Annotated in this window: 21 protein-coding genes and 1 tRNA gene; 13 read left to right on the top strand and 9 right to left on the bottom strand. The window is 59.9% G+C overall.

What is annotated here, in order from left to right; genetic code table 11:
- Positions 1-98 precede the first annotated feature (98 nt).
- The 5 genes from A9K71_RS20660 to A9K71_RS20680 are packed head-to-tail and all read left to right on the top strand — an operon-like array spanning position 99 to position 5073.
- Positions 99-617 (top strand): ubiquinone biosynthesis methyltransferase UbiE, encoded by a 519-nt coding sequence (locus A9K71_RS20660; protein WP_067000072.1) that lies wholly within the window; start codon positions 99-101, stop codon positions 615-617.
- A complete protein-coding gene (locus tag A9K71_RS20665; protein ID WP_067000076.1) occupies positions 614-1792 on the top strand; it encodes a class I SAM-dependent methyltransferase in 1179 nt (392 codons plus the stop codon). The genes A9K71_RS20660 and A9K71_RS20665 overlap by 4 nt, the downstream gene beginning before the upstream one ends.
- Entirely contained in the window at positions 1789-4155 is a 2367-nt protein-coding gene (locus tag A9K71_RS20670) for a SpoIIE family protein phosphatase (protein WP_067000895.1), read from the top strand. The genes A9K71_RS20665 and A9K71_RS20670 overlap by 4 nt, the downstream gene beginning before the upstream one ends.
- A gap of 1 nt (position 4156) precedes the next feature.
- Positions 4157-4717 carry an ATP-binding protein gene (locus tag A9K71_RS20675; protein WP_197504259.1) on the top strand — a complete coding sequence of 187 codons (561 nt, stop codon included), beginning with the start codon at positions 4157-4159 and terminating at the stop codon, positions 4715-4717.
- A 17-nt stretch (positions 4718-4734) separates the two neighbouring features.
- Positions 4735-5073 (top strand): hypothetical protein, encoded by a 339-nt coding sequence (locus tag A9K71_RS20680; RefSeq protein WP_067000080.1) that lies wholly within the window; start codon positions 4735-4737, stop codon positions 5071-5073.
- A 179-nt stretch (positions 5074-5252) separates the two neighbouring features.
- Here the strand turns inward: A9K71_RS20680 and A9K71_RS30690 are convergent, their stop codons facing one another.
- A complete protein-coding gene (locus A9K71_RS30690) occupies positions 5253-5921 on the bottom strand; it encodes an outer membrane protein (protein WP_197504260.1) in 669 nt (222 codons plus the stop codon).
- A gap of 465 nt (positions 5922-6386) precedes the next feature.
- Between A9K71_RS30690 and A9K71_RS20690 the strand changes: the two genes are divergently transcribed.
- Positions 6387-6677: a hypothetical protein gene (locus A9K71_RS20690; protein WP_067000086.1), complete on the top strand. Its 291-nt coding sequence runs from the start codon at positions 6387-6389 to the stop codon at positions 6675-6677.
- A gap of 88 nt (positions 6678-6765) precedes the next feature.
- Here the strand turns inward: A9K71_RS20690 and radC are convergent, their stop codons facing one another.
- The 3 genes from radC to A9K71_RS20705 form a co-directional block, all read right to left on the bottom strand.
- A complete protein-coding gene (gene radC, locus A9K71_RS20695; protein ID WP_067000090.1) occupies positions 6766-7518 on the bottom strand; it encodes a DNA repair protein RadC in 753 nt (250 codons plus the stop codon).
- Between the two features lie 163 nt (positions 7519-7681).
- Positions 7682-8605 (bottom strand): DMT family transporter, encoded by a 924-nt coding sequence (locus tag A9K71_RS20700; RefSeq protein WP_067000092.1) that lies wholly within the window; start codon positions 8603-8605, stop codon positions 7682-7684.
- Between the two features lie 3 nt (positions 8606-8608).
- The gene (locus A9K71_RS20705) at positions 8609-9181 is read right to left on the bottom strand and encodes an NAD(P)H-dependent oxidoreductase (RefSeq protein ID WP_067000900.1); all 573 of its coding nucleotides are present in this window, start codon (positions 9179-9181) and stop codon (positions 8609-8611) included.
- 95 nt (positions 9182-9276) lie between these two features.
- On the opposite strand from A9K71_RS20705, the gene A9K71_RS20710 reads away from it, so the two are divergent.
- Entirely contained in the window at positions 9277-10209 is a 933-nt protein-coding gene (locus A9K71_RS20710) for a LysR family transcriptional regulator (RefSeq protein ID WP_067000095.1), read from the top strand.
- Positions 10210-10267: 58 nt separating this feature from the next.
- Here A9K71_RS20710 and map read toward each other — a convergent pair whose 3' ends face one another.
- Positions 10268-11095, bottom strand: a complete 828-nt coding sequence (gene map, locus A9K71_RS20715; RefSeq protein WP_067000098.1) for a type I methionyl aminopeptidase — start codon at positions 11093-11095, stop codon at positions 10268-10270.
- Positions 11096-11305: 210 nt separating this feature from the next.
- On the opposite strand from map, the gene A9K71_RS20720 reads away from it, so the two are divergent.
- The 3 genes from A9K71_RS20720 (at position 11306) to A9K71_RS20730 (ending at position 12542) form a co-directional block, all read left to right on the top strand.
- Entirely contained in the window at positions 11306-11701 is a 396-nt protein-coding gene (locus A9K71_RS20720) for a hypothetical protein (protein ID WP_245299692.1), read from the top strand.
- A 112-nt stretch (positions 11702-11813) separates the two neighbouring features.
- Positions 11814-12050, top strand: a complete 237-nt coding sequence (locus tag A9K71_RS20725) for a hypothetical protein (RefSeq protein WP_067000102.1) — start codon at positions 11814-11816, stop codon at positions 12048-12050.
- 186 nt (positions 12051-12236) lie between these two features.
- Positions 12237-12542: a DUF982 domain-containing protein gene (locus A9K71_RS20730; protein WP_067000105.1), complete on the top strand. Its 306-nt coding sequence runs from the start codon at positions 12237-12239 to the stop codon at positions 12540-12542.
- Between the two features lie 4 nt (positions 12543-12546).
- On the opposite strand, the gene A9K71_RS20735 is transcribed toward A9K71_RS20730, so the two are convergent.
- A complete protein-coding gene (locus A9K71_RS20735; RefSeq protein ID WP_067000109.1) occupies positions 12547-13233 on the bottom strand; it encodes an aspartyl/asparaginyl beta-hydroxylase domain-containing protein in 687 nt (228 codons plus the stop codon).
- Between the two features lie 351 nt (positions 13234-13584).
- Between A9K71_RS20735 and A9K71_RS20740 the strand changes: the two genes are divergently transcribed.
- On the top strand, positions 13585-14250 hold the full coding sequence (locus A9K71_RS20740) for an outer membrane beta-barrel protein (RefSeq protein WP_197504262.1): 666 nt from the start codon (positions 13585-13587) through the stop codon (positions 14248-14250).
- Between the two features lie 88 nt (positions 14251-14338).
- On the opposite strand, the gene A9K71_RS20745 is transcribed toward A9K71_RS20740, so the two are convergent.
- Positions 14339-15040, bottom strand: coding sequence for a GNAT family N-acetyltransferase (locus tag A9K71_RS20745; RefSeq protein WP_082980620.1), 702 nt, complete (start codon positions 15038-15040; stop codon positions 14339-14341).
- Between the two features lie 348 nt (positions 15041-15388).
- Here A9K71_RS20745 and A9K71_RS31700 point away from each other — a divergent pair, with 348 nt between their 5' ends.
- Positions 15389-15835, top strand: coding sequence for a hypothetical protein (locus A9K71_RS31700; protein WP_156752732.1), 447 nt, complete (start codon positions 15389-15391; stop codon positions 15833-15835).
- 161 nt (positions 15836-15996) lie between these two features.
- On the top strand, positions 15997-16170 hold the full coding sequence (locus A9K71_RS31705) for a hypothetical protein (protein WP_156752733.1): 174 nt from the start codon (positions 15997-15999) through the stop codon (positions 16168-16170).
- Between the two features lie 1204 nt (positions 16171-17374).
- Here the strand turns inward: A9K71_RS31705 and A9K71_RS20760 are convergent.
- Positions 17375-17449: transfer RNA gene (locus A9K71_RS20760), tRNA-Glu, on the bottom strand.
- Positions 17450-17588: 139 nt separating this feature from the next.
- On the bottom strand, positions 17589-18815 hold the full coding sequence (locus A9K71_RS20765; RefSeq protein ID WP_245299695.1) for a YcbK family protein: 1227 nt from the start codon (positions 18813-18815) through the stop codon (positions 17589-17591).
- Positions 18816-18856 lie beyond the last annotated feature (41 nt).

Below are 18856 nucleotides of genomic sequence, written 5' to 3' on the forward strand. Positions count from 1 at the left end.
CAATGCGGGACTGGCTCATCACGAGGCGGTCAAATTTCCGTCCCGGAGTTCATCGCGTCACCTGGGCTCAAATACGGATGGAATAGGAGAGGATGCGGATGGGATCTGTTCATGACCCGGTTGGCGAACCGACTTTTGAGCCGATGATCCAGATCGACATGGAAATCAAGACTTTTGTCTCCGCTTGGAAACACTGCGATTATGTCTCGACGTACATCGCCCGGATGATCAGTCAAAACAGATCAGACTCGGTGCGGCATTCGAATCTCTTTTCCTCTGCGTTCAACGAATTACTGGAAGTCGCCTTTCGTACCCGCCACGCCGACGGCGAACTGGCATGCAGGGTGTCTCGCCATGGCGCGACGGACAGGATCGAGCTGACATTTCCCTGCATGCCGGAGGAGCGCCAATTCTACGAAGAAGCCGTTTCGCAAGTCGCGGGATTTGAGGCCAAGGAGCTATATCTCAATTCTGTGTCTGGGGATCTGGCGCCCAGCCGGGAGGTGGTACTCCTGGAACTAGCTGTCGACTACAACGCGGCACTCAGGGTCGAGGAGGCCGACGGCGATGCGATCACGCTCGTCGTGGATCTTCCGCTTGAGGGCCTGCAACATTGAGCCCTTACAACCCGCACCCGCGCTTCAAGGCGCAATACGATGCGAACAACCAGGAGTTCTCCATATCTGGAGTGGTCCGGCCTCAGGCGATCGATGAGCTTGGGCCCAGCCTGGCATTGCTTCGCGATGCGATTGGCCGAGTACGCGGCGTTCTCTACGTCAATGTCAGACGCTTGGCGCAGATGAACAACGCCGCATTTCACGCTTTTTCGAGGATCATCATCGATGCCTGTCGCGCTCGACCCGATCTCAAATTTGTTGTCATCACGTCGAGCGTCGTCGGATGGACCTCGCGAAAATTCGGTCGGCTGAGCGGAATCGAACCGAACATCACGGTCGAGGAGTATGACAGCGAATTCTATCCAGGGCAGGGCTTCCTCGAGGAAGGCGGGTTCGTTCCAATCCTGCGCACGCAGACAAAGATGACCTGGCGCCACGAGCGTGCAATCCTGCCGCGGCATGGCATGAGACCCGGGATCGTTATGGCCGACATCTGTTGCGGGATCGGCGATTTCGCCGTGCTCGTGCAGAAAGAGTTCCAGCCGTCGCGGATTGTCGCCCTCGACCACTCCATATCAAGCCTGGACTACGCCAGACGCGTGATGCGGGAGTTCGATATCCGGGGCATCGAATATACTTATGGCGATGCCTCGGAAATGCTGCTCGACGAGGAGCAGTTCGACTTGGTCACCTGCCGACATTCGCTTCAAATCTTCAATCGACCGGAACTCATCCTCAAGGAACTCTACCGCATATGCAAGCCAGGCGGGCGGGTCTACATCACCAACGAGAAGAATTCGCATTGCCTCGGCGAGCCGCGCGCCGAAAGCATCCGTTGGACATACAATGAAGTGGCGAAGCTGTTCGCGCATTTCGAAATGGACGTTGAGCTCGGGCCCAAGAGTCGCCGATATCTGATCGAAGCCGGATTCGACGACATACGTGTCGAGACCTTCACCGTCACCAACTTGGACGGAGATGCGCAGGACTTCGCCGATGTCATTGTAGCATGGGCCGATGTGTATGCCGGCGAGATGGCAACCAAACGCGGCGACGGGCCGGAGTTCGTTGCACGGTTCCGGCAGGGCTTCCAGGATCACATATTCGCTGCGCTACACCCCAAGGGTTATGCGGGTTGGCCGATCTGGGTCGCATCGGGGCGAAGGCCGCAATGAAAGCCGACGATCAGCCTACACCGCGCTTCGGCCTGCGCTCCTTCCGGGCGAAATTCGTATTGGTCGTCGGCGGCGCCGTGCTGTTCGACCTCCTGCTGAGCGGTGGCCTGGCGCTCTGGAACGTTCAAAAGCTGTCGCGCGACGCCACGTCGGAAGTCGGTGAGGGCCTGACCACCGCAAACCAGGAATACATTCGCTCCTATGCCGACTCGACAGCGTTAAGCGTCGACCTCCTGCTCGATCGAGTTCATGGGGACGTGAAAGCGCTGGCCGGCGTCCTGCAGGCCCAGACCGACGATCCGAGCCGGCAGCGACAGGTCGGAGCAACCCTTTCGCATGAAGCACCCGGCTCGGTGAAGGTCGTCTATGACGCGAAGGGCGATTGGGCGCAGAACCTGCCGGGCGCGCCTTCCGTGATTAGCGTCTGGGGCTACCTGCTGGGCGCCGACCACACGCCGCTGCCGAGCGTTGAGCAGGAAATCGAAGACAGTACCGTTCTGGATCTCGTCGCGCCGACCCTTATGGCCAGCGGATCGCCAAAACTGCAGATGTACTATATTGGTCCGAAGGAACGGCCGATCTTCAGGACGGTACCGTATACGGACCAGGCGCAGACCTTCGATCGACTCTATCCAGGCCACAACAAGGCGGAGTTCTGGGAGTTCTTCTTTCCGGGGATCTACGGGTCATGGCAGCAATGGGCGAGTGATCCAGCCTCACGTCCAGTCCCCGACGACATCACTCAGACAGCGCCCTACACCGATGCGATCACGGGAAAGCTGATCGTCAGTTTCTTCCACCCGCTGTGGACGCGCGACCGTACCGGTATCGCCGGTGTAGCGGGTGCAGACATCACTCTCGATCAACTCGCGGAAGTCGTCGAGCGCGTCAAGATCGCCGAAACCGGGTTCGGCTTCCTCACCATGTCGACCGGCAATGTAGTGGCGATCAATCCATCGGGCGAGGCGATCATAGGCCTGACTTCATCCAACGATGCGGGCACGCAGGGCGTCACCGGCCTGGAGAGGTCGCTGCGGGGAAGCACGCAGCCGGCCATCGCGTCGCTGCCGCTCGACCAGAACAATGACGGTGTCATTCAGCATATCATGCTCGACAACAAGGGCGAACACGTACCCTACATAGTTGTCCTCAAAAGATTGAAGCCGACCAATCTGTGGAGCTCGGGACCGATCAAGTCTGAAACGATGTCGGTCGGAATCGTCGTTCCAGAACGCGAAATCTATGCGTCCCTGGTCGCCGCGCAAAAGAGTATTTCCCGCGCGACCAATCGTATCCTGCTCTTTCAGGTCGCCGCCATCGTCGTTTCGCTTCTGATTGTCTTTGCGGCAGTGCTCGGGATCTCCAAGCGGATCACGGCCGGCCTCAGGGCGCTTGCCAGCGCCGCCCAGAGGCTACAGTCCAAAGATTATTCGGTCCGCGTTCGCGTTCCAACGCGCGACGAGGTTGGAGCGGTCGGAGTCGCCTTCAACCGTATGGCCGAGCAGATCAGCTTTCACACGGAAAACCTCGAGCAACTCGTCGACGAACGAACCAGGGAACTCGGCGACGCAAATCAGGAGATTTCCGCGCTCAACGAAAAGCTGCGGGACGAGAACGTCCGTCTCGGCGCCGAACTCGCGGTCGCCAGGCAAATCCAGATGATGGTCCTGCCGAAACCGTTCGAACTCGAAGCGATTCCGGGGCTGGAGATCGCGGCCTACATGCGGCCGGCCGACGAGGTCGGCGGGGACTACTACGATGTCCTGCAGAACGGATCACGGGTCAAGATAGGCATCGGCGACGTGACCGGTCATGGTCTCGAGAGCGGCGTGCTGATGCTGATGGTCCAATCCGTTGCACGCGCGCTGCAGGAGGCCAACGAAGGCGATCCGCACCAGTTTCTGGTTCGTCTGAACAGAGCCATCTACAAGAACATCGAGCGGACGAACACCGACAAGCATCTCTCGCTGGCCTTTCTCGACTTTGAGGATGGGCGGGTAACGCTATCCGGCCAGCACGAGGACATTCTGGTCGTGCGTGCGGATGGGGACGTCGAACGTATCGACACGCTTGATCTGGGTCTGCCCGTTGGCCTGGAGAACGACATCTCGCAGTTCGTTGACACGCGAGACATCGTGTTCGGGAGCGGCGACGTAATCGTGTTGCACACCGACGGTGTGACCGAGGCGGAAGATGAAGACAGAAGACTGTTCGGGTTCGATCGCCTCTGCAAGAGCGTGCAAAAGCGCCATGGCAGGAGCGCCGAGGACATCAAGACCGGGATCATCGAGGATTTGATGGCCCATATCGGAATCCAGAAGATCCACGACGACATCACACTCGTGATCATAAGGCATACGTAGGATGACAGCGCTGTTCGGTACGCCTGACATTGCAATCGGGATGAAGGGGAGCGTCAGTCGCGTGCGGCTGTTCGACGGACCTCTCGACTTGAGTTGGCGTCATTGCGCCACGACCTCGGACTTCATTGCCGATCTTTTCGCGTTGCGCTTTCAGTCGTCGCGCAATGACTACATGGAGGTGCGGCATAGCATCGGATATCTGATCAACGAACTCATCGAAAACGCCGTCAAGTTCCGCGCACCAGGCGAGATCGTGGTTGAGGCGTCGATGGATTCGGAGTGCTTCAAGCTCAAGGTGTCGAACGACGTCCTTGGTGAAATCGCGTCCGAGTTCCAAAGCCTCCTGGCGGACATCACGGTTGGCGACCCAAAGGACCTGCTGATACAGCGGATTGAGGCGAATGCCGCGAACCCCGACGTGGGGAGTTCCGGGCTTGGATTGCTGACGTTGATGAGCGACTATGGCGCACGCTTGGCCTGGATATTCAGCCCCGCCGATGAAAACGATCGTATTTGCCTGGAAACATATGCCTCCATTCCGATCTCGCCAACTCACAACTAGATGAAACGAAGCCAGATATGGAAATCAAGACAGACGACTACCGCGTGTGGACTGAGGGAAGCGATATCTTTTTCGACGGTGCAATGCGGCTTGCCAGTTCCGAGGCGGGTGCGCCGATCACGGCTTTGGCGACCAGTGTTCTTGCCTCAAATCCCGCTTCCATCACACTCAATTTGAAGGACCTTCACTTTCTCAACTCTTCCGGCATCAACCTGCTGGCGAAATTTACCATCGAGGTGCGCAAGCATCCCGATGTTCGACTTGTCGTGCGCGGAACGCCCGACATACCCTGGCAATCGAAATCATTGCCGAACCTGAAGAAGCTGCATCCCGCTCTGGTGCTTTTGATGAACTAACCTGCTTGTCTGAACTGTCGCGTGTTCTCTCGAAGCTAGTTTCGGCTTCGCTCGTAGAATGCCATCCACATTGCGGGGTTGTTGGCCTTGTCTTCCATGTTTGCAGTTGGATGACTAAAAAGAAAAACCCGCCGGCCATAGCCAACGGGCTTCCCAAATCGCCTCACGCCATCGACGATCTAAAAACGGTAGTTGAGGCTCAGCGACACAGTGTGCGTGCTGGGTTTCACGATCGTCGGTCCCACGGCCGCGCTGTCTTCCGAGAAGTCGTGCTTTGCGAAATGCGAATAGGCGTAGTCGACGCCCACCACCCATTTCTCGTTCAAAGCGTAGTCGGCTCCGAATCCAACCGTCCAGCCGGTGTAGGTACGGTCAAATTTGGCAATCCCGAAACCCGATTCGTAGCCAGTGTCGTGAAGGTGCAGGAAAGCTACGCCGCCCTTGAGGTAAGGGAGAAAATTGCCCATACCGTAGCCGGCTTTCGCCACGATGTTGCCTTGCCAGTTGGCACCGGTTTCAAAGGTTTCGTCGTCGTGGGTCGGCACAGTCTTCTTGTTGAACACTGCCACCAGTCGCGCTTCGGCTCCGAGGACGACGTTGTTGTCGAACTGGTACTGATAGCCGATCTGCCCGCCGATCGACGCGGATGTACTATCTCCGTCATAACCAGTGGGATCGTACGCAGGTATCGTCACATCCCCCTGCAAAAAGTTTACACCGGCGACGGCGCCGATGTAGCCGCCACTCCAGTTGTATGAAGCAGGGCCTCCAACCGAGAGGGCATCCGCCGCGAACGCTGACGAACTAAATGCACAGTAGAGAGCTATAGAGCCTATTAGCTTTTTCAAAGTCGGACCCGCCCAGGTTGTTACAAGCAGTGGTTGTTTTAGCAGAACGTTCGGGATTGGCTGTACCCCGACCGCAACACTCGCTTGCGAATGACGCAGGCTGAGGTTGGGGATCACGCAAACGTGAGAGCAAAGGCCGTGAATCCATGCAGGCCTGATGGGACGGGGGCTTGCCTACACCGGAACTCGTCAATCTCGCGCTTCACGTTCTGGATGACGTCGCGGATGCCCACCTACGCTGGCGGCTCTGGCGGCCGACGCAACGACTACGGCCAGCAAAAAACACCCCTTAAAGGCGCGCTAAGCCGCGCCTTCCATTCGTCGCATATGGTCGGGTTCGCCAGCAGACAACCTATTTCTATCCGGCTATGTCCGCTGGTTCTACTCCCGCGCACGGAGGCCTCCGACCAATGTGGGCGACAGCCATTCTTAGCTGCGAGACCCTGAGGGACTGAGGGAAGCGATATGTTTTTCGACGGTGCAATGCGGCTTGCCAGTTCCGAGGCGGGTGCGCCGATCACGGCTTTGGCGAGCAGTGTTCTTGCCTCAAATCCCGCTTCCATCACACTCAATTTGAAGGAGCTTCACTTTCTCAACTCTTCCGGCATCAACCTGCTGGCGAAATTCACCATCGAGGCGCGCAAGCATCCCGATGTTCGACTTGTCGTGCGCGGAACGCCCGACATACCCTGGCAATCGAAATCATTGCCGAACCTGAAGAAGCTGCATCCCGCTCTGGTGCTTTTGATGAACTAACGTCAACGCGTCTCGATCGAGCCATTGCCCGCGAGGTGCCCGCCGTCCGATGATTTCCTGATCGGTATCCAGCTGATATTCGGGACTGTCAGATCAGCAGCAGGCCCTTCATCGAGGCATTGCCCTTGCGGCCGATGATGATGTGGTCGTGCACGGCGATGCCGAGCGGCTTGGCCGTCTCGATGATCTGCTTGGTCATGTCGATGTCGGCGCGCGAGGGCGTCGGGTCGCCGGACGGGTGGTTATGCACCAGAATGATCGCGCTGGCGGAAAGTTCGAGCGCGCGCTTGACCACCTCGCGCGGATAGACAGGCGTATGGTCGACCGTGCCGGTCTGCTGCACCTCGTCGGCGATCAGCCCGTTCTTCTTGTCGAGGAAGAGAATGCGGAACTGCTCGCGGGCCTCGAAGGCCATGGCCGAGCGGCAATAATCGAGAAGCTGCGTCCAGTTCGACAGAACCTCGCGGCCGCGCACTTCGCCGCGCGCCATGCGCTGCGCCGTGGCGGCGATGACCTTGAGATCGGTCGCCACCGTCGGCCCGATGCCCTTCACTTCCTCGAGCAGGGACGCCGGCGCGCCGAGCACTTCGGCAAGCGAACCAAAGCGCGCGATCAGCGCCTTGGCGATGGGCTTGGTGTCGACGCGCGGGATCAGCCGGAAGAGAAGCAGCTCAAGCAGTTCGTAGTCGGGCAGGGCGTCCGGACCGCCGGCCAAGAAGCGTTCGCGCAGACGATCACGATGGCCGTGGTAATGCGGCTTCTCAACAGGCGCCACCTCTTTCTTCGGCGGCTCTACCCAGGCTTCAGAGAAAAACGCCCGCTCGTCCTCGACTTTTCCCATCGCCCGCCCACATCGCTGATCGAAAGAAGACCTTTGCCGGAGACTAAAGCATGATTCTGAAACGCGAAACGGTTCTCGATCATTTCAAGAAAGTAGCCGGGAGCGTTGCTGGGACATATCAAGACGCCGTGAGGATGAGGGCTGCATCGCCTATTGGCGAGCGTTAAACATGAGCACCCTCCGCAGCCTGCTTCTTCACTGTTCTTGCCCCGCTGACCGAAACAGCGATGCCGAGGACGACAAGGGCGGTTCCGAGAATGTGGATCGTCGTGATGGTCTCGCCGAGAAGAAGAAACGAGAGCGCGAGTGCCGCGACCGGCAGCACTGCCATGAACACGCCAGCCTCTCCGCCGCTGGCGCGCGCGGCTCCTGAATACCAGAGCCAGAAGCCGATCACGGTGGGAAAAATGCTGATATAGACTGTCGCCAATAGGGCGGCAGGTGCTGCTGCAACGGTGCTAGACGCGGCAAGGGCGGCGGCGAGCGGCAAGGTCAGCAGAAGTGAAATGCTGCTCATCAGCGCCGCGAGATAGAGCGGCGCCAGCGGCTTGCTGATTCTCTTGTTCAGGATCGCAAACAGTGCTTCGCCGGAAACAGCGAGGACCACCAGCAGGTTACCCGCTAGCAGCTTCAGATCGAGGCCAAAGCCCTTGGCAGAGGCGACATTGACAAGAAGTGCGCCTGCCGTGACAGCGCCGACGGCGATCCATAGCTTGGCGCCAAGCCTCTCCTTCAAGGCCAGCGTTGCAACGAGGGCAGCCAATACAGGCAAAAGGCCGTGGATGACGCTGGCATTGGCACTCGTCGTCAAGGTCAAGGCGAGGATCATTAGAATGCTATAGCCGGCGCTGCCCGCGGCCGCCTGAATCATCACAATCACATATTCCTTTGCCAAGAGCCGCGGCCGCGGCGTGCTTGTCAGGAAGACGAGTCCCCAGAGGATCGGCGTCGAAATCAGGAAACGCAGGGGAACGGCGAGGAAAGGGTGCATGCCGCCGGCAATGATTTTCGAGGCCACCACGCCGGATCCAACCAGCGTCATGGCTATGGTCATGAGGGCGCCTGCAATGATGCGTTGCGAATCCATGTGTTAGCCTACGGTATAGGGGCCGCGCGAACGCGCCTCCTTCAGCGCAAGAGCCCACCACTTGAGTTGGTGGAGCATGGTTGCGACAGCGCCGGAGCTGCGCTTCGGATCGAGCGGGCCCGCACCATCGGCAAAATGCTCCCACACCCCGTGAAAGCTTACTGCGTCCCGGACGGTGACGGCGTGGAGTTCGGCAAATACCTGCCGAAGATGTTCGACCGCCCTCAACCCGCCGGAGACGCCACCGTATGAAACGAAGCCGACCGGCTTGGCGTGCCACTCGTCAGTAGCTTGGTCGATAGCGTGCTTAAGATGGCCGGGCATGCTGTGATTGTATTCGGGGGTGATGACAACGAAGGCGTCTGCCTTGGCGAGCTTACCGGTGAATGCCTTCATCGCCGGTGTCGGCTCCGCCAAGTGCCGGCTGGGCAGATCAATGTCTGCAACATCGATGAGGGAAAGCTCGAAATCGCCCAGTCTCTGCGCCTCCTGGGCAAACCAGTGTCCGACCTTGTCGCCATAGCGTCGTTCCCGCGTGCTGCCGATCAGCGCTGCGAGCTTGAGCCGTTCAGTCACTTCGCTCTCCTGTCTCAGGCCAGGAAACTGATGACACATCGGGACGATCGATGGGATTGCTAAAAGTTGGCGCTTTCTGATCTAATTGATCGATCATGCTCGACGCGCTCACTCTCGATCAGATGCGGATGTTCCTAACCGTGGCGGACGCGGGTAGCTTTCGCCTGGCCTCCATGCGGCTCGGTCGCGCCCAGTCGGCGGTAAGCCACGCGATTGCCAATCTGGAGACCGAACTCAAGACGGTCCTGTTCGACCGGTCGACTCGTCGGCCGACCTTGACCTCGGACGGACGGGCCCTGCTGGACGACTGTCGCTCGCTGGTTCTACGCGCCGATCTGCTGCGCGCGAAGGCGCAGGGTATGGGCAGCGGCATTGAAATCGAGCTTGCGCTCATGGTGGACACGCTTGTTCCATTGCCGGCCGTCGGCAGGGCTCTTGAAGCCCTCCACGCCACCTATCCGACGGTTGGCGTCCGGTTGCAGATAGGTACCCTTGGGGAACCGATCGATTGCCTCCTGCAAGGCACGGTCGACCTCGCGATAACGGTGGGCGAAGACCTGCGCGATCCGCGCCTGGAATTCGATTCCCTCGCGCCGCTGTCGATGGCGGCGGTCGTCGGTGCTGGGCACGCTCTGGCCTTGATAGCGAAGAAAGGCCGGGTGAGTACGCCAGAGCTGGCCGATCACATCCAGATCGTCCTGATGGACCCTTCTCCTCGCTCCCATGGCCGCGACTATGGCGTGCTCTCCCAGCGCAAGTGGCGGGTGGGTAGCCAAGAGGCGAAACTGGCGTTGATCAGAGCAGGCATCGGTTGGGGGCGGCTTCCACTTTGGTTGATCGAGCAGGATCTTGTCGAAGAGCGGCTCGTGCAGCTTTCAGCCGCTGCGCTTGGTGAAAATGGGACAACGAAGAGCTGGGTCTATCTTGCCCGACGGCTCGACAAACCCTTGCTGCCAGCAGCCAGGTGCCTCAGGTCCGCGCTTCTGGCCGGAGCCGGGCTTGGTGATACTGCCGGGCTTCCAGCCTAGGCGCGCCTCGCCAATTGTTATGGACATCAGACCGTGCCGATGCCGTGCCTGCGGCAGACTAATCCGGCAAGCCGGGGCGGTCGAGCTTCTTTGGCGACAGCGTGAAGATCTCGCAGCCGCTATCGGTGACGCCGATCGTATGCTCGTACTGTGCCGACAGCGAACGGTCGCGCGTCACCGCCGTCCAGCCGTCAGAGAGCACCTTCACATGCGGGCGGCCGAGATTGATCATCGGCTCGACGGTGAAGATCATGCCGGGCCGCATCTCGACGCCTTCGCCGGCGGTGCCGTAATGCAGGATGTTCGGCGCGTCATGGAAAAGCTGGCCGACGCCGTGGCCACAGAAGTCGCGCACCACCGAGCAGCGCTCGGCCTCGGCATAGGTTTGGATAGCGGCGCCGATGGCGCCGGTGCGAGCGCCCGGCCTGATTGCGGCGATGCCGCGCATCAGGCATTCGTAAGTCACCTCGAGCAGGCGCTCGGCGGCGCGCTTGATCGTGCCGACCGGATACATGCGCGAGGAATCGCCGTGCCAGCCGTCGAGGATGTAGGTGACGTCGATGTTGACGATGTCGCCGTCCTTGAGGGGCTTGTTGTCAGGAATGCCGTGGCAGACCACGTGATTGATCGAAGTGCAGGACGATTTGGTGTAGCCGCGATAGTTGAGCGTGGCCGGCAATGCACCGTGATCCATGCCGAACTCGAAGACGAAACGGTCGATGGTCTCGGTGGTGACGCCGGGCTTCACCATCGACACAAGCTCGTCAAGACAGCGCGCGGTGAGATCGCAGGCCTTGCGCATGCCCGCAAACCCTTCCTCGCCATAGAGGCGGATCTGGCCGGTGTTTCTCAAGGGGGCCGTTGCGGCGTCGAGATAGGTAACCATTCTTGTCCGTTCGCGGGTTGGCTCCTGACGCGAGCCGGTGCGGAAATTTTCTCCAGATTTGGCACCGGAAGCCGCAAGGTTCAAGGACGAAGTGCCTGCAACCGGTTTGCCGCGGGAATATTCGCTGGGCGCGCGCGTCTGGGCGTCGCAAGCTTTCCTTTCACCATCCCATGAGGTAGGCCGGGACCGCATGCAGGAGATTTACGCCCGTTGACGGCACCGGAACGCGCAAGATCGACGGTGCTGCCAAGCAGGACCGCGTGCTCGGCCCTGATGGCGCTGCTTGCGCTTGCGCTGGTGAGCTTCGCCCAGGCTGAGGTCTCCGCCTCGACAGCGTTTGCCTCGGGCGGCGCCGGCATCAGCGCGACGCGGCAGGGCGAAACGCTTGCCTTGCTGAGGATCGCCGGCAAGGCGCAGGCCCTCGAAGCCCGCGCCGGCCGGCCACTGCCAGTAAAGCTCGTCAGCGGCAATCCCGGCATTCTCGCTCCGGCATCCGATTTCCTTGTCGCTGGCGGGGCTTTGCCGGCGGAGGGCGGCATCACGCCTGCCTTTGTGGCCGCGCCGCTCTCGCATACCAATCAGCCTCGCGCGCCACCAACTGCCTGAGCCAGGCGGTCGCAGACCTTTCTCACCTCAACTATTCCTTTCGCGCCGCGACCTGGCGACGGCTATCGGCTGTCGGCAGGTTGCGTGGCGCGTGTCCATTGGACATTTCTCGATGCAACGTATCAAGACATTCAAGACACTCACGCGCGCTGCTTCGGCAGCCGCGTTTCTCGCCGTCCAGGCAGTCATCTGCATAGGCACCGTCTATTGGGCTGTAGCCGCAACGCTTCGCGTGGAAGGAACGGCGGTGATCGTGCTCGGCGTCATCTTCGCCGTGCCGTCCGCCAATCTGCTGATGGTGGTCTCGCGCATGGCCTACGAGGCGGAGACGGACCCGGCGAACCAGTAGACGCAACCTCGACAGGGCGATGCCGGTTGCATCGCCCGGTCGAACGATGTGGCCAGAGCGCCGATCTGCCGCGGCAGTCGCCGGGCCCGCACCGCACTGAGGTCACATTCCTGCGTCAAAAACCGGTCAAAGAACTTTTCAGAACGAACGGCGTTGCTCCGACTTCGCCAGTTCGGGAGACAGGGAATGGACAGACTGCAATTCGAGGTGCCGGTGCGCATCACGCCCGCGCCCGGCCTGCCGGTCGAGGAAATCTACAGCGTCGAGCAGGCGCTCGATTTCCTGCAGAACTGGCCGAAGCGCCGGCAGGGCAAGGTTTATGACGCCGCGTTTAACGCCTGCTTCGGCGCGACAGTCGATGTGGCAAGCGCCGAGGAAGCGTGCCGGGCCTTCATGGGCTTCTGCCGCGTCAGCGGTTTGCTCGCAAGGGACATGATGTTGCCGCTGAAGCGCGGCGGCAGCGCAAGAGGGTTTCGCGAAGCGAGAGCGTGACGCTTTAACCGGCGAAAGATACCCCTCTGTAGTGCATTCCCACCTGCACGCCTCGAACGATCAACCTGGACAGGATCTCCATGTCCAGCGGCATATCCGGGCGCCACACATCAAGCAACAAGGCGATACGCGCCTGATCGGCGCTGTTCATGACCTCGTGCTCGAAAGTGTCGTCCCACAGCAGGCATTCGCCGTCGGCGATCCGCTTTTCCTCATGGTTGATCATCATGATCGTTGCCGGGCGGCCGTCCGCCAGTTTCGGAATGACAAGGCCGAGATGAAATCTCATGATGCCGCGAAAGGGGCCGCGGTGGGGCGGGATGTGCTTGCGCGGCGCCAGGAATGAAACAGCCGCCGATTTGACCTCGGGGCACTCGGACAGCAACCGGCTGAGGGTAGGCATCTTCCCAAGGTTTTCCGGGATCGTCATGTCGTAGGCCTTGAGCACGAACATGCGCCAATCGAGGCCGTCATTGGCCGAAATCTCGGCCTGTTCCGGCATGATGTCGTGAAAACGCGGCACCCGGTTCAGTTGCAGGGACAGCGCTTCATCGCGAATACTCTGCCAGACGGCCGCGAACTTTGTCGCGTTGGGAAAATGCGTGGAGGCATCAAGAATCGCCGGTGCATCTATGCGTTTTTCATAGATACGACGCACCAGATCGCTTCCAAGATCGTAGACGTTCGACATCGCATCGCCTCGACCATGTTATAATATAGTGCACGATTGCTTTCAGCTATGGGTCACGGAGATTTGTTCCGAGGCGTCAGGCAGAGGTTCGGTTTTGTATCACTGCGTCTTGGATGTCATCTGCGGACCAGTCGTGACGCCTCGATGACTTCGGGCGTCGTGCTGTCGATCGTGGCGTCTCAGCGCCAGCGGCACACTTCCCATACGCCATGCCTGAAACGCGCCGTCTTCCTAGCCTGTCCCTATCGAACATGAATCGGGCAGCGCACCCCAAAACCTAGTGTGGTAGCGCCGCTACAGCATTTCGCTGTCACGTCGGCTATGGGTGAGCTTACGGGTGGGGATGATTTCATGATCAAGATTTTCTATGCGTCGGTCGCCTTGGCTGCCCTGGCAGCGCCAGCGAACGCTCAAGACGGTAGCTGGGCGGGATATTACGCTGGCGCGGAGATCGGAGCCGGGTTTTCGCATCCCGGGTTCGATGGGCCTTCGGCCGTCAGCAGTTCGGATTTCAGCGACACGGCCTTCATAGGTGGCGTCTACGTCGGCCACGACTGGCAGGCAGGCCAATTCGTCTACGGCGGCGTCGCAAGTTTCGATTTCCTGGGCTTTCACAACCAGAATTCGTCTCATGTCGTGGTGGACCCGATCTTCGGCGGAAAGACCCACTCATACAATTACGATTTGGATTGGGTAGCGTCTGCTCGCGCGCGTGCGGGCTTCTTGGCGTCGGATCAGTTCTTGCTGTACGGCACAGCCGGCGTTGCCGTTTCCCGTTTTGAGACTTCCTCATCGACAACCGGAATCTTGGGCGGGGCGGACGCAGTCAACACGACCAAAGTCGGCGGGGCATTCGGTGCAGGTGTCGAATACGCTTTCGCTCCGCATTGGGCGCTCAAGACAGAATACGTCCACTACGTGTTCAACAATGTTCACGTGGGCGGCAATGGCGCCGATCAGGTGACATTCAAACCGTCGTTTGGCACCTTGAATTTCGGCATTTCCTACCGCTTCTAGCGAGTAAAAGCGCGTCCCGCTTTCAAGTCTTTGATTTTGACGCCTGTCGGTCCCCCAAAAGCGCTGCGCACTTTGGGCGCGACATTCACTAGGAAAAGTTGCGGCCGAATGACTTGGCTGTCTCGCGCACGAAGTGGCGCGACAAGCCGGGTCCCTCAAAAACCGGAAGGGACGGAACAACTCGCACGCGCTTCTTGAACTCGTCCACAGTCAACGCAAAGACAAGCTGATCCAGGCGTTCACCCGTTTTTATGTCGAGTCGGTGGGACAGCAACGTCCCCTCTTGGCGCAGCATTCCAAGCCGGCAAGCTGTCACTGCTGCTTGATTTCGAGCCAGCGGCTCAAACATCAGCTTTTCCAATCTGCGTTCGACGAACAGATGCCAGATTGCGAGACGAGTGGCCTCGATTGAAATCTGGAGCTTCCGCTGTGCTTTGTCCCCGACGATGATGTGCAGAGACCCAATGCGGTGACGTGGATCAATCTCGATCATGATCAAGCCGATCGGGTCTTCGTCGAGCAGGCGGATGGCCAGCAGGTTACGCCGTACATTGTCGAAACTATTGACATACGTGCGGAACGATTCGAGCCCCATTGCCGTGCCAGCCATGTTCAACCCGGCGCTGACAGCTGGATCGGCAAGCCACCTTGTGAAGCGCTCATTCACTTCATTCGGCCGCAAGGTGCGGATCCGGCAAGTTTCGCCGGACCGGTCAACAAACATCGGTTTTTGAGCTGCGGCTATTGGTGGCAAACTTACGCGTTGGCCGGCGTGAGGCATCTTGGGCATCTGCGGGACTCATATCAAGACTCTGACCGGACAATGTCATCAAACTCCCGCCAAGGGGAGGATTCAATTCCGCCGGACCTATTGGAAAGGCCTTCGGAGCCGTTCTTCCGGGTCGATCCGGCGCGTACGCAATTCATTCCAGGCGCCGGGCGGGGGGCTGACGATAGCCAAGGAAGATTATTGAGCGGTATGGCGGGTGAGAACCGGCAAGGCGGCGGTGGTGTTTGACGCTGCTTCCTAGCGGATCCGCGCCGATAAGACCGCATATCTGTGCTGTTCAATCACCGGAGCCGTCGGCTGCATGCGTCCGGCGTGCAACTCAGAACCCGCTCCGCTGACGCTTGGGCAATGCGCGACGTGCTGTGTCAAAAAAATTGCCAGGACGCACAAAGCCCCGCCGGCAACTTGCCAGCGAGGCATTTGTTGGAACCCGATCGTCAATCAGTGGCGATCGTGTCCGCGGCCGCCGCTCTGGTGGCCGTTGTTTGCGGCACCCAGGCACTGGTTCCAGTAGCCATTGTGATTGCTGCAAGAAGTGATGGTCTGCTGCTGAGCATAAGCCGCACCGACCAAGCTGAAAACCGCGACAGTAGCCAGAATCGCATTACGAGCGATGTTGGTCATTTGAGTTTCCCTTTGCTCTCATTTCCGGCAGTGCCGGTCGACGCCGTTTTTGCAGCGATCATGTTTCGATCTGATGGTGTGCAATTTCGGCTTTGTTTCGAGGAGGCAACGGCACACGCTCCCTGTGCGTGGGATGCCTGGGACAACTCCGATCACCTCAAAACCTTCTGACCAGCTTGGTTGTGTGAGAGCGTTTCAGGGGCAACTGTTTGGTTACAGCCGGTGAGCTTGCGTGCGACGCGTCGGAAACAATCATCGACCATCTAGTACCGATCGAAAGCAGCCGAAGATCGTTCGCGGGACGGCTTCGGCACATGGAAGGATGATGAGCCATGCCGATCTTAAAAACGTTCAACCGCATGGGAGTGGCCCTGAAATATGCGCATGATGCCCAAAAAGCGAGGCGGATGCTGAACGGCCCGCCACGCGAAATGCAAATGGATCTTGGCTGGGCAGTTATGCCGACCACCAAGTATCTTTCTTCCAACACTTGGGACGGTATCTGACGAAATTCAGCGTAGAGCCGGCTCAAGCCGCCTGTTGGGCAGGAAGGACAAATCCGCAGCGTGCTGATGCCATCACCGACGGAGCCGCAGAGGTCAAGGCGAAGCTGGCCCAAGTCGATCTTGCTGCGCGATTCCTAGCCCACCCGATGGAAACCCTGCACGGCGATCCCTACCGGATTGATATCGACCACTCCACTGGCTTCGTCTTGGATCGGGTGGAGAATGTTTGGCGGCGGAAAGAGACGGGCTGCTGATCGATACTCTTCGGACGAGGTTCGGCTGCTCAGGTGGCCCGGCTATTCCTTGTGCGGAACAATATACCTGACATTGCTGTCGCCGCGCGTAACCGTAACTGTCGTATAGCCGGCTGGCAAAGAGCCCGTGATGGTCGGATCGACCACCTGGCATCGGCCGACCATTCTTCCGCTAGGAGCGCCAGCGAGTTCAGCTTCCAATGTGACACGGCATTCGTTGAGGGAGGCGAAAACCCGAGGCGGCGTATTAAGCGGTTTGCAGATCGAAGCCTCGCCTGGGCTGCACAAAAGCAAAACCATCACCGCTGCCGTAGCCGGGTCCATCGTCGAAGCTCCTTTGTGGAGCTTTAAACGCTCGCGAAATCCCTTTGTTTCAGATGTCGCTAAAATACGAGGCAATTCCCGGCGACCTCGGTGGCCGGGCCTGTCGATCCTCGGGAACAAGACGCGTTAGTTCGCTGTTATTATTAGCAGAGGCTAATACGATGCCTTTTAGCGTCACCAGTGCGACTTCGGATGCTGTTCTCGAAGCCAGGAACACTGACGCTGAGATCCTTGGAGTCGTCGACCTCGCCAACAAGACTGATGCCAAGATCGGCACCATGCGTCTGGGGCAAGCTATCCAGTTCGTTGCGAATGCATCCGTGCTTGGATACGGAGTTCGCGGAGCGATGGTGTTTTACGGAAAAGCAGGAACACCGAGCCTCAGGGCGAGAGAATGTGAGCAGTTGTGGGCGCTATATGGTTTCGCACTCCTTGAGCCATAATGTCTGGCTCGATGGAGCGCTGGAAGGCGTTCACGTTATGAAAAGCGCGAACGGATGACAGGAGCCGCCACGGATTCTCAGAGCGGGCCATTTCGCGGTCACCCGTCGGCCGTAATACGCAGTCGCTATTTGACGCTTATTGGATGATTTGCCGGGAGAGGGTGCTAACTCCCTGACATTTGCTGGTACGCCCAAGGGGAATCGAACCCCTGTTACCGCCGTGAAAGGGCGGTGTCCTAACCGCTAGACGATGGGCGCGCTCAGACGAAGCGGCTTATAATTGCGTTGTTCGCAACCGGCAACCCATCTGCCGCCACATGCGACAACTTTTTTCGCGAGCCTGCAAAACGCATGTTTGGCAACCGGAAAACAGTTCGATTGAAGGCAGGCAAGCCGCTCAGTTATCGCCACCGCCGCCGCGCCGGCGGCAGCGCCAGTTCCAGTCGCGCTCGGGGCCGACGTCGACATGGACGGATTCGGTGTGGCAGTAGGTTCCGACGCCGCCGCGGCCGGGCATCGAGCGCACATAGCTCGCCAGCTCCCACTTGGAGACGCCGGGCACCTGGATGTCAGCGGCGGCGCAGTACATGTGCAGCGAGTTCTTGGCGCCGTTGGCGCGACGGTTGCGGGCAGGGTCGCGATAGCCGGAGGTGACGATCATCTTGCGGCCGAAATGACCCTCGATCGTCTTCAGCACGCGCACCAGCGAAGGCTTCAGGCAGGCAACGTCGACGCTTTCGTTCTGTCTCAAGAGGCCGTTGGGCGCGAGCCTCGCCATGCCGGCGGCCGACGCCACCTGGTAGGAGCCGCCGCCTTCGTCCTCATTGAGATCGACGTCGCTCTCGTCGTCGATGCCGGACTTGCGCTTGATCTCGAACAGCGCCGTCTGGCGCACGCCGGGCAAGGCATCGGCGCCGGTGATGTGGTTGCTGCTGTCGTCACCGAGGGAAGCCAGTTGCACCGGCTTGTCGCCCGGGGTCGCGGAGGCGAGGGTGACGATCGGCTTTGTCGCCGGCGACGTGGTCTTGGCCTGGGCGGCGGGCTGGTCGCTGGAGCGCGTGTTGATCAGCGGGGCAGGCGCGGCCGAGGCCGGCGTGGTGCTGAACAGAGAAGCAAACAGCCCCTTCTTCGGCGCGGCGATCGGCTGCTGCTGGGACTCGCCCGCTGTCACGTAGACGCCTTTGCTCATCGCCTGCACGGTCGCCTGCGCTTGCGATGCGACCGCGGCGGCATCGCCGGCAGCGACTTTGTCGGCGGCCGCTTTCGTCTCCTCTGCCGTCTGCGGCGGATGTACCAGCGGTTGCGGCGTGTTGCCGGCGATCGAGCCGGCGTCAGCAGGAACCGCTACCGCGGGGAAGGCTGCTCCGGGCCGGGTTTCCGGCACATAGGCAACTTTTTCAGGCAACGGTTTGTCGTCTTCGCCCATCACGGTCGATGCCGCCTCCGGGGATGCCGGGGAGGTCGACGCCGCCTGCGAGGTCGAATCGGCCGACGCCGCGGACTGGGCGCTGGAAGCCGCGCTCATCTCTGTGGCGGTTGAATTGTAGGCGGGCGTGACGACCGACATCGTCGGGTCGCCGGTCGAGGTGCAGGAGGCCAGAAGCACGGATAAAAGCGCTGCCACGATGCTGCGGCTTTCCCTTCGTGCGAGGCGCCAACCTGCTG

This window comes from Mesorhizobium sp. WSM3873 (genome assembly GCF_001672445.1).
Lineage (GTDB): Bacteria > Pseudomonadota > Alphaproteobacteria > Rhizobiales > Rhizobiaceae > Mesorhizobium.

Excerpts from the sequence above, each read along its gene's own strand:
- A9K71_RS20725 (WP_067000102.1), top strand. The coding sequence starts at position 11,814 with ATGCAACGTATCAAGACATTCAAGACACTCACGCGCGCTGCTTCGGCA.
- A9K71_RS20735 (WP_067000109.1), bottom strand. The coding sequence starts at position 13,233 with ATGTCGAACGTCTACGATCTTGGAAGCGATCTGGTGCGTCGTATCTAT.
- A9K71_RS20670 (WP_067000895.1), top strand. The coding sequence starts at position 1,789 with ATGAAAGCCGACGATCAGCCTACACCGCGCTTCGGCCTGCGCTCCTTC.
- A9K71_RS20730 (WP_067000105.1), top strand. The coding sequence starts at position 12,237 with ATGGACAGACTGCAATTCGAGGTGCCGGTGCGCATCACGCCCGCGCCC.
- A9K71_RS20745 (WP_082980620.1), bottom strand. The coding sequence starts at position 15,040 with ATGCCCAAGATGCCTCACGCCGGCCAACGCGTAAGTTTGCCACCAATA.
- radC (WP_067000090.1), bottom strand. The coding sequence starts at position 7,518 with ATGGGAAAAGTCGAGGACGAGCGGGCGTTTTTCTCTGAAGCCTGGGTA.
- A9K71_RS20690 (WP_067000086.1), top strand. The coding sequence starts at position 6,387 with ATGTTTTTCGACGGTGCAATGCGGCTTGCCAGTTCCGAGGCGGGTGCG.
- A9K71_RS20740 (WP_197504262.1), top strand. The coding sequence starts at position 13,585 with ATGATCAAGATTTTCTATGCGTCGGTCGCCTTGGCTGCCCTGGCAGCG.
- A9K71_RS20700 (WP_067000092.1), bottom strand. The coding sequence starts at position 8,605 with ATGGATTCGCAACGCATCATTGCAGGCGCCCTCATGACCATAGCCATG.
- A9K71_RS31705 (WP_156752733.1), top strand. The coding sequence starts at position 15,997 with ATGCCGATCTTAAAAACGTTCAACCGCATGGGAGTGGCCCTGAAATAT.
- A9K71_RS20680 (WP_067000080.1), top strand. The coding sequence starts at position 4,735 with ATGGAAATCAAGACAGACGACTACCGCGTGTGGACTGAGGGAAGCGAT.
- A9K71_RS31700 (WP_156752732.1), top strand. The coding sequence starts at position 15,389 with ATGCGCGACGTGCTGTGTCAAAAAAATTGCCAGGACGCACAAAGCCCC.
- A9K71_RS20710 (WP_067000095.1), top strand. The coding sequence starts at position 9,277 with ATGCTCGACGCGCTCACTCTCGATCAGATGCGGATGTTCCTAACCGTG.
- A9K71_RS20675 (WP_197504259.1), top strand. The coding sequence starts at position 4,157 with ATGACAGCGCTGTTCGGTACGCCTGACATTGCAATCGGGATGAAGGGG.
- map (WP_067000098.1), bottom strand. The coding sequence starts at position 11,095 with ATGGTTACCTATCTCGACGCCGCAACGGCCCCCTTGAGAAACACCGGC.
- A9K71_RS20660 (WP_067000072.1), top strand. The coding sequence starts at position 99 with ATGGGATCTGTTCATGACCCGGTTGGCGAACCGACTTTTGAGCCGATG.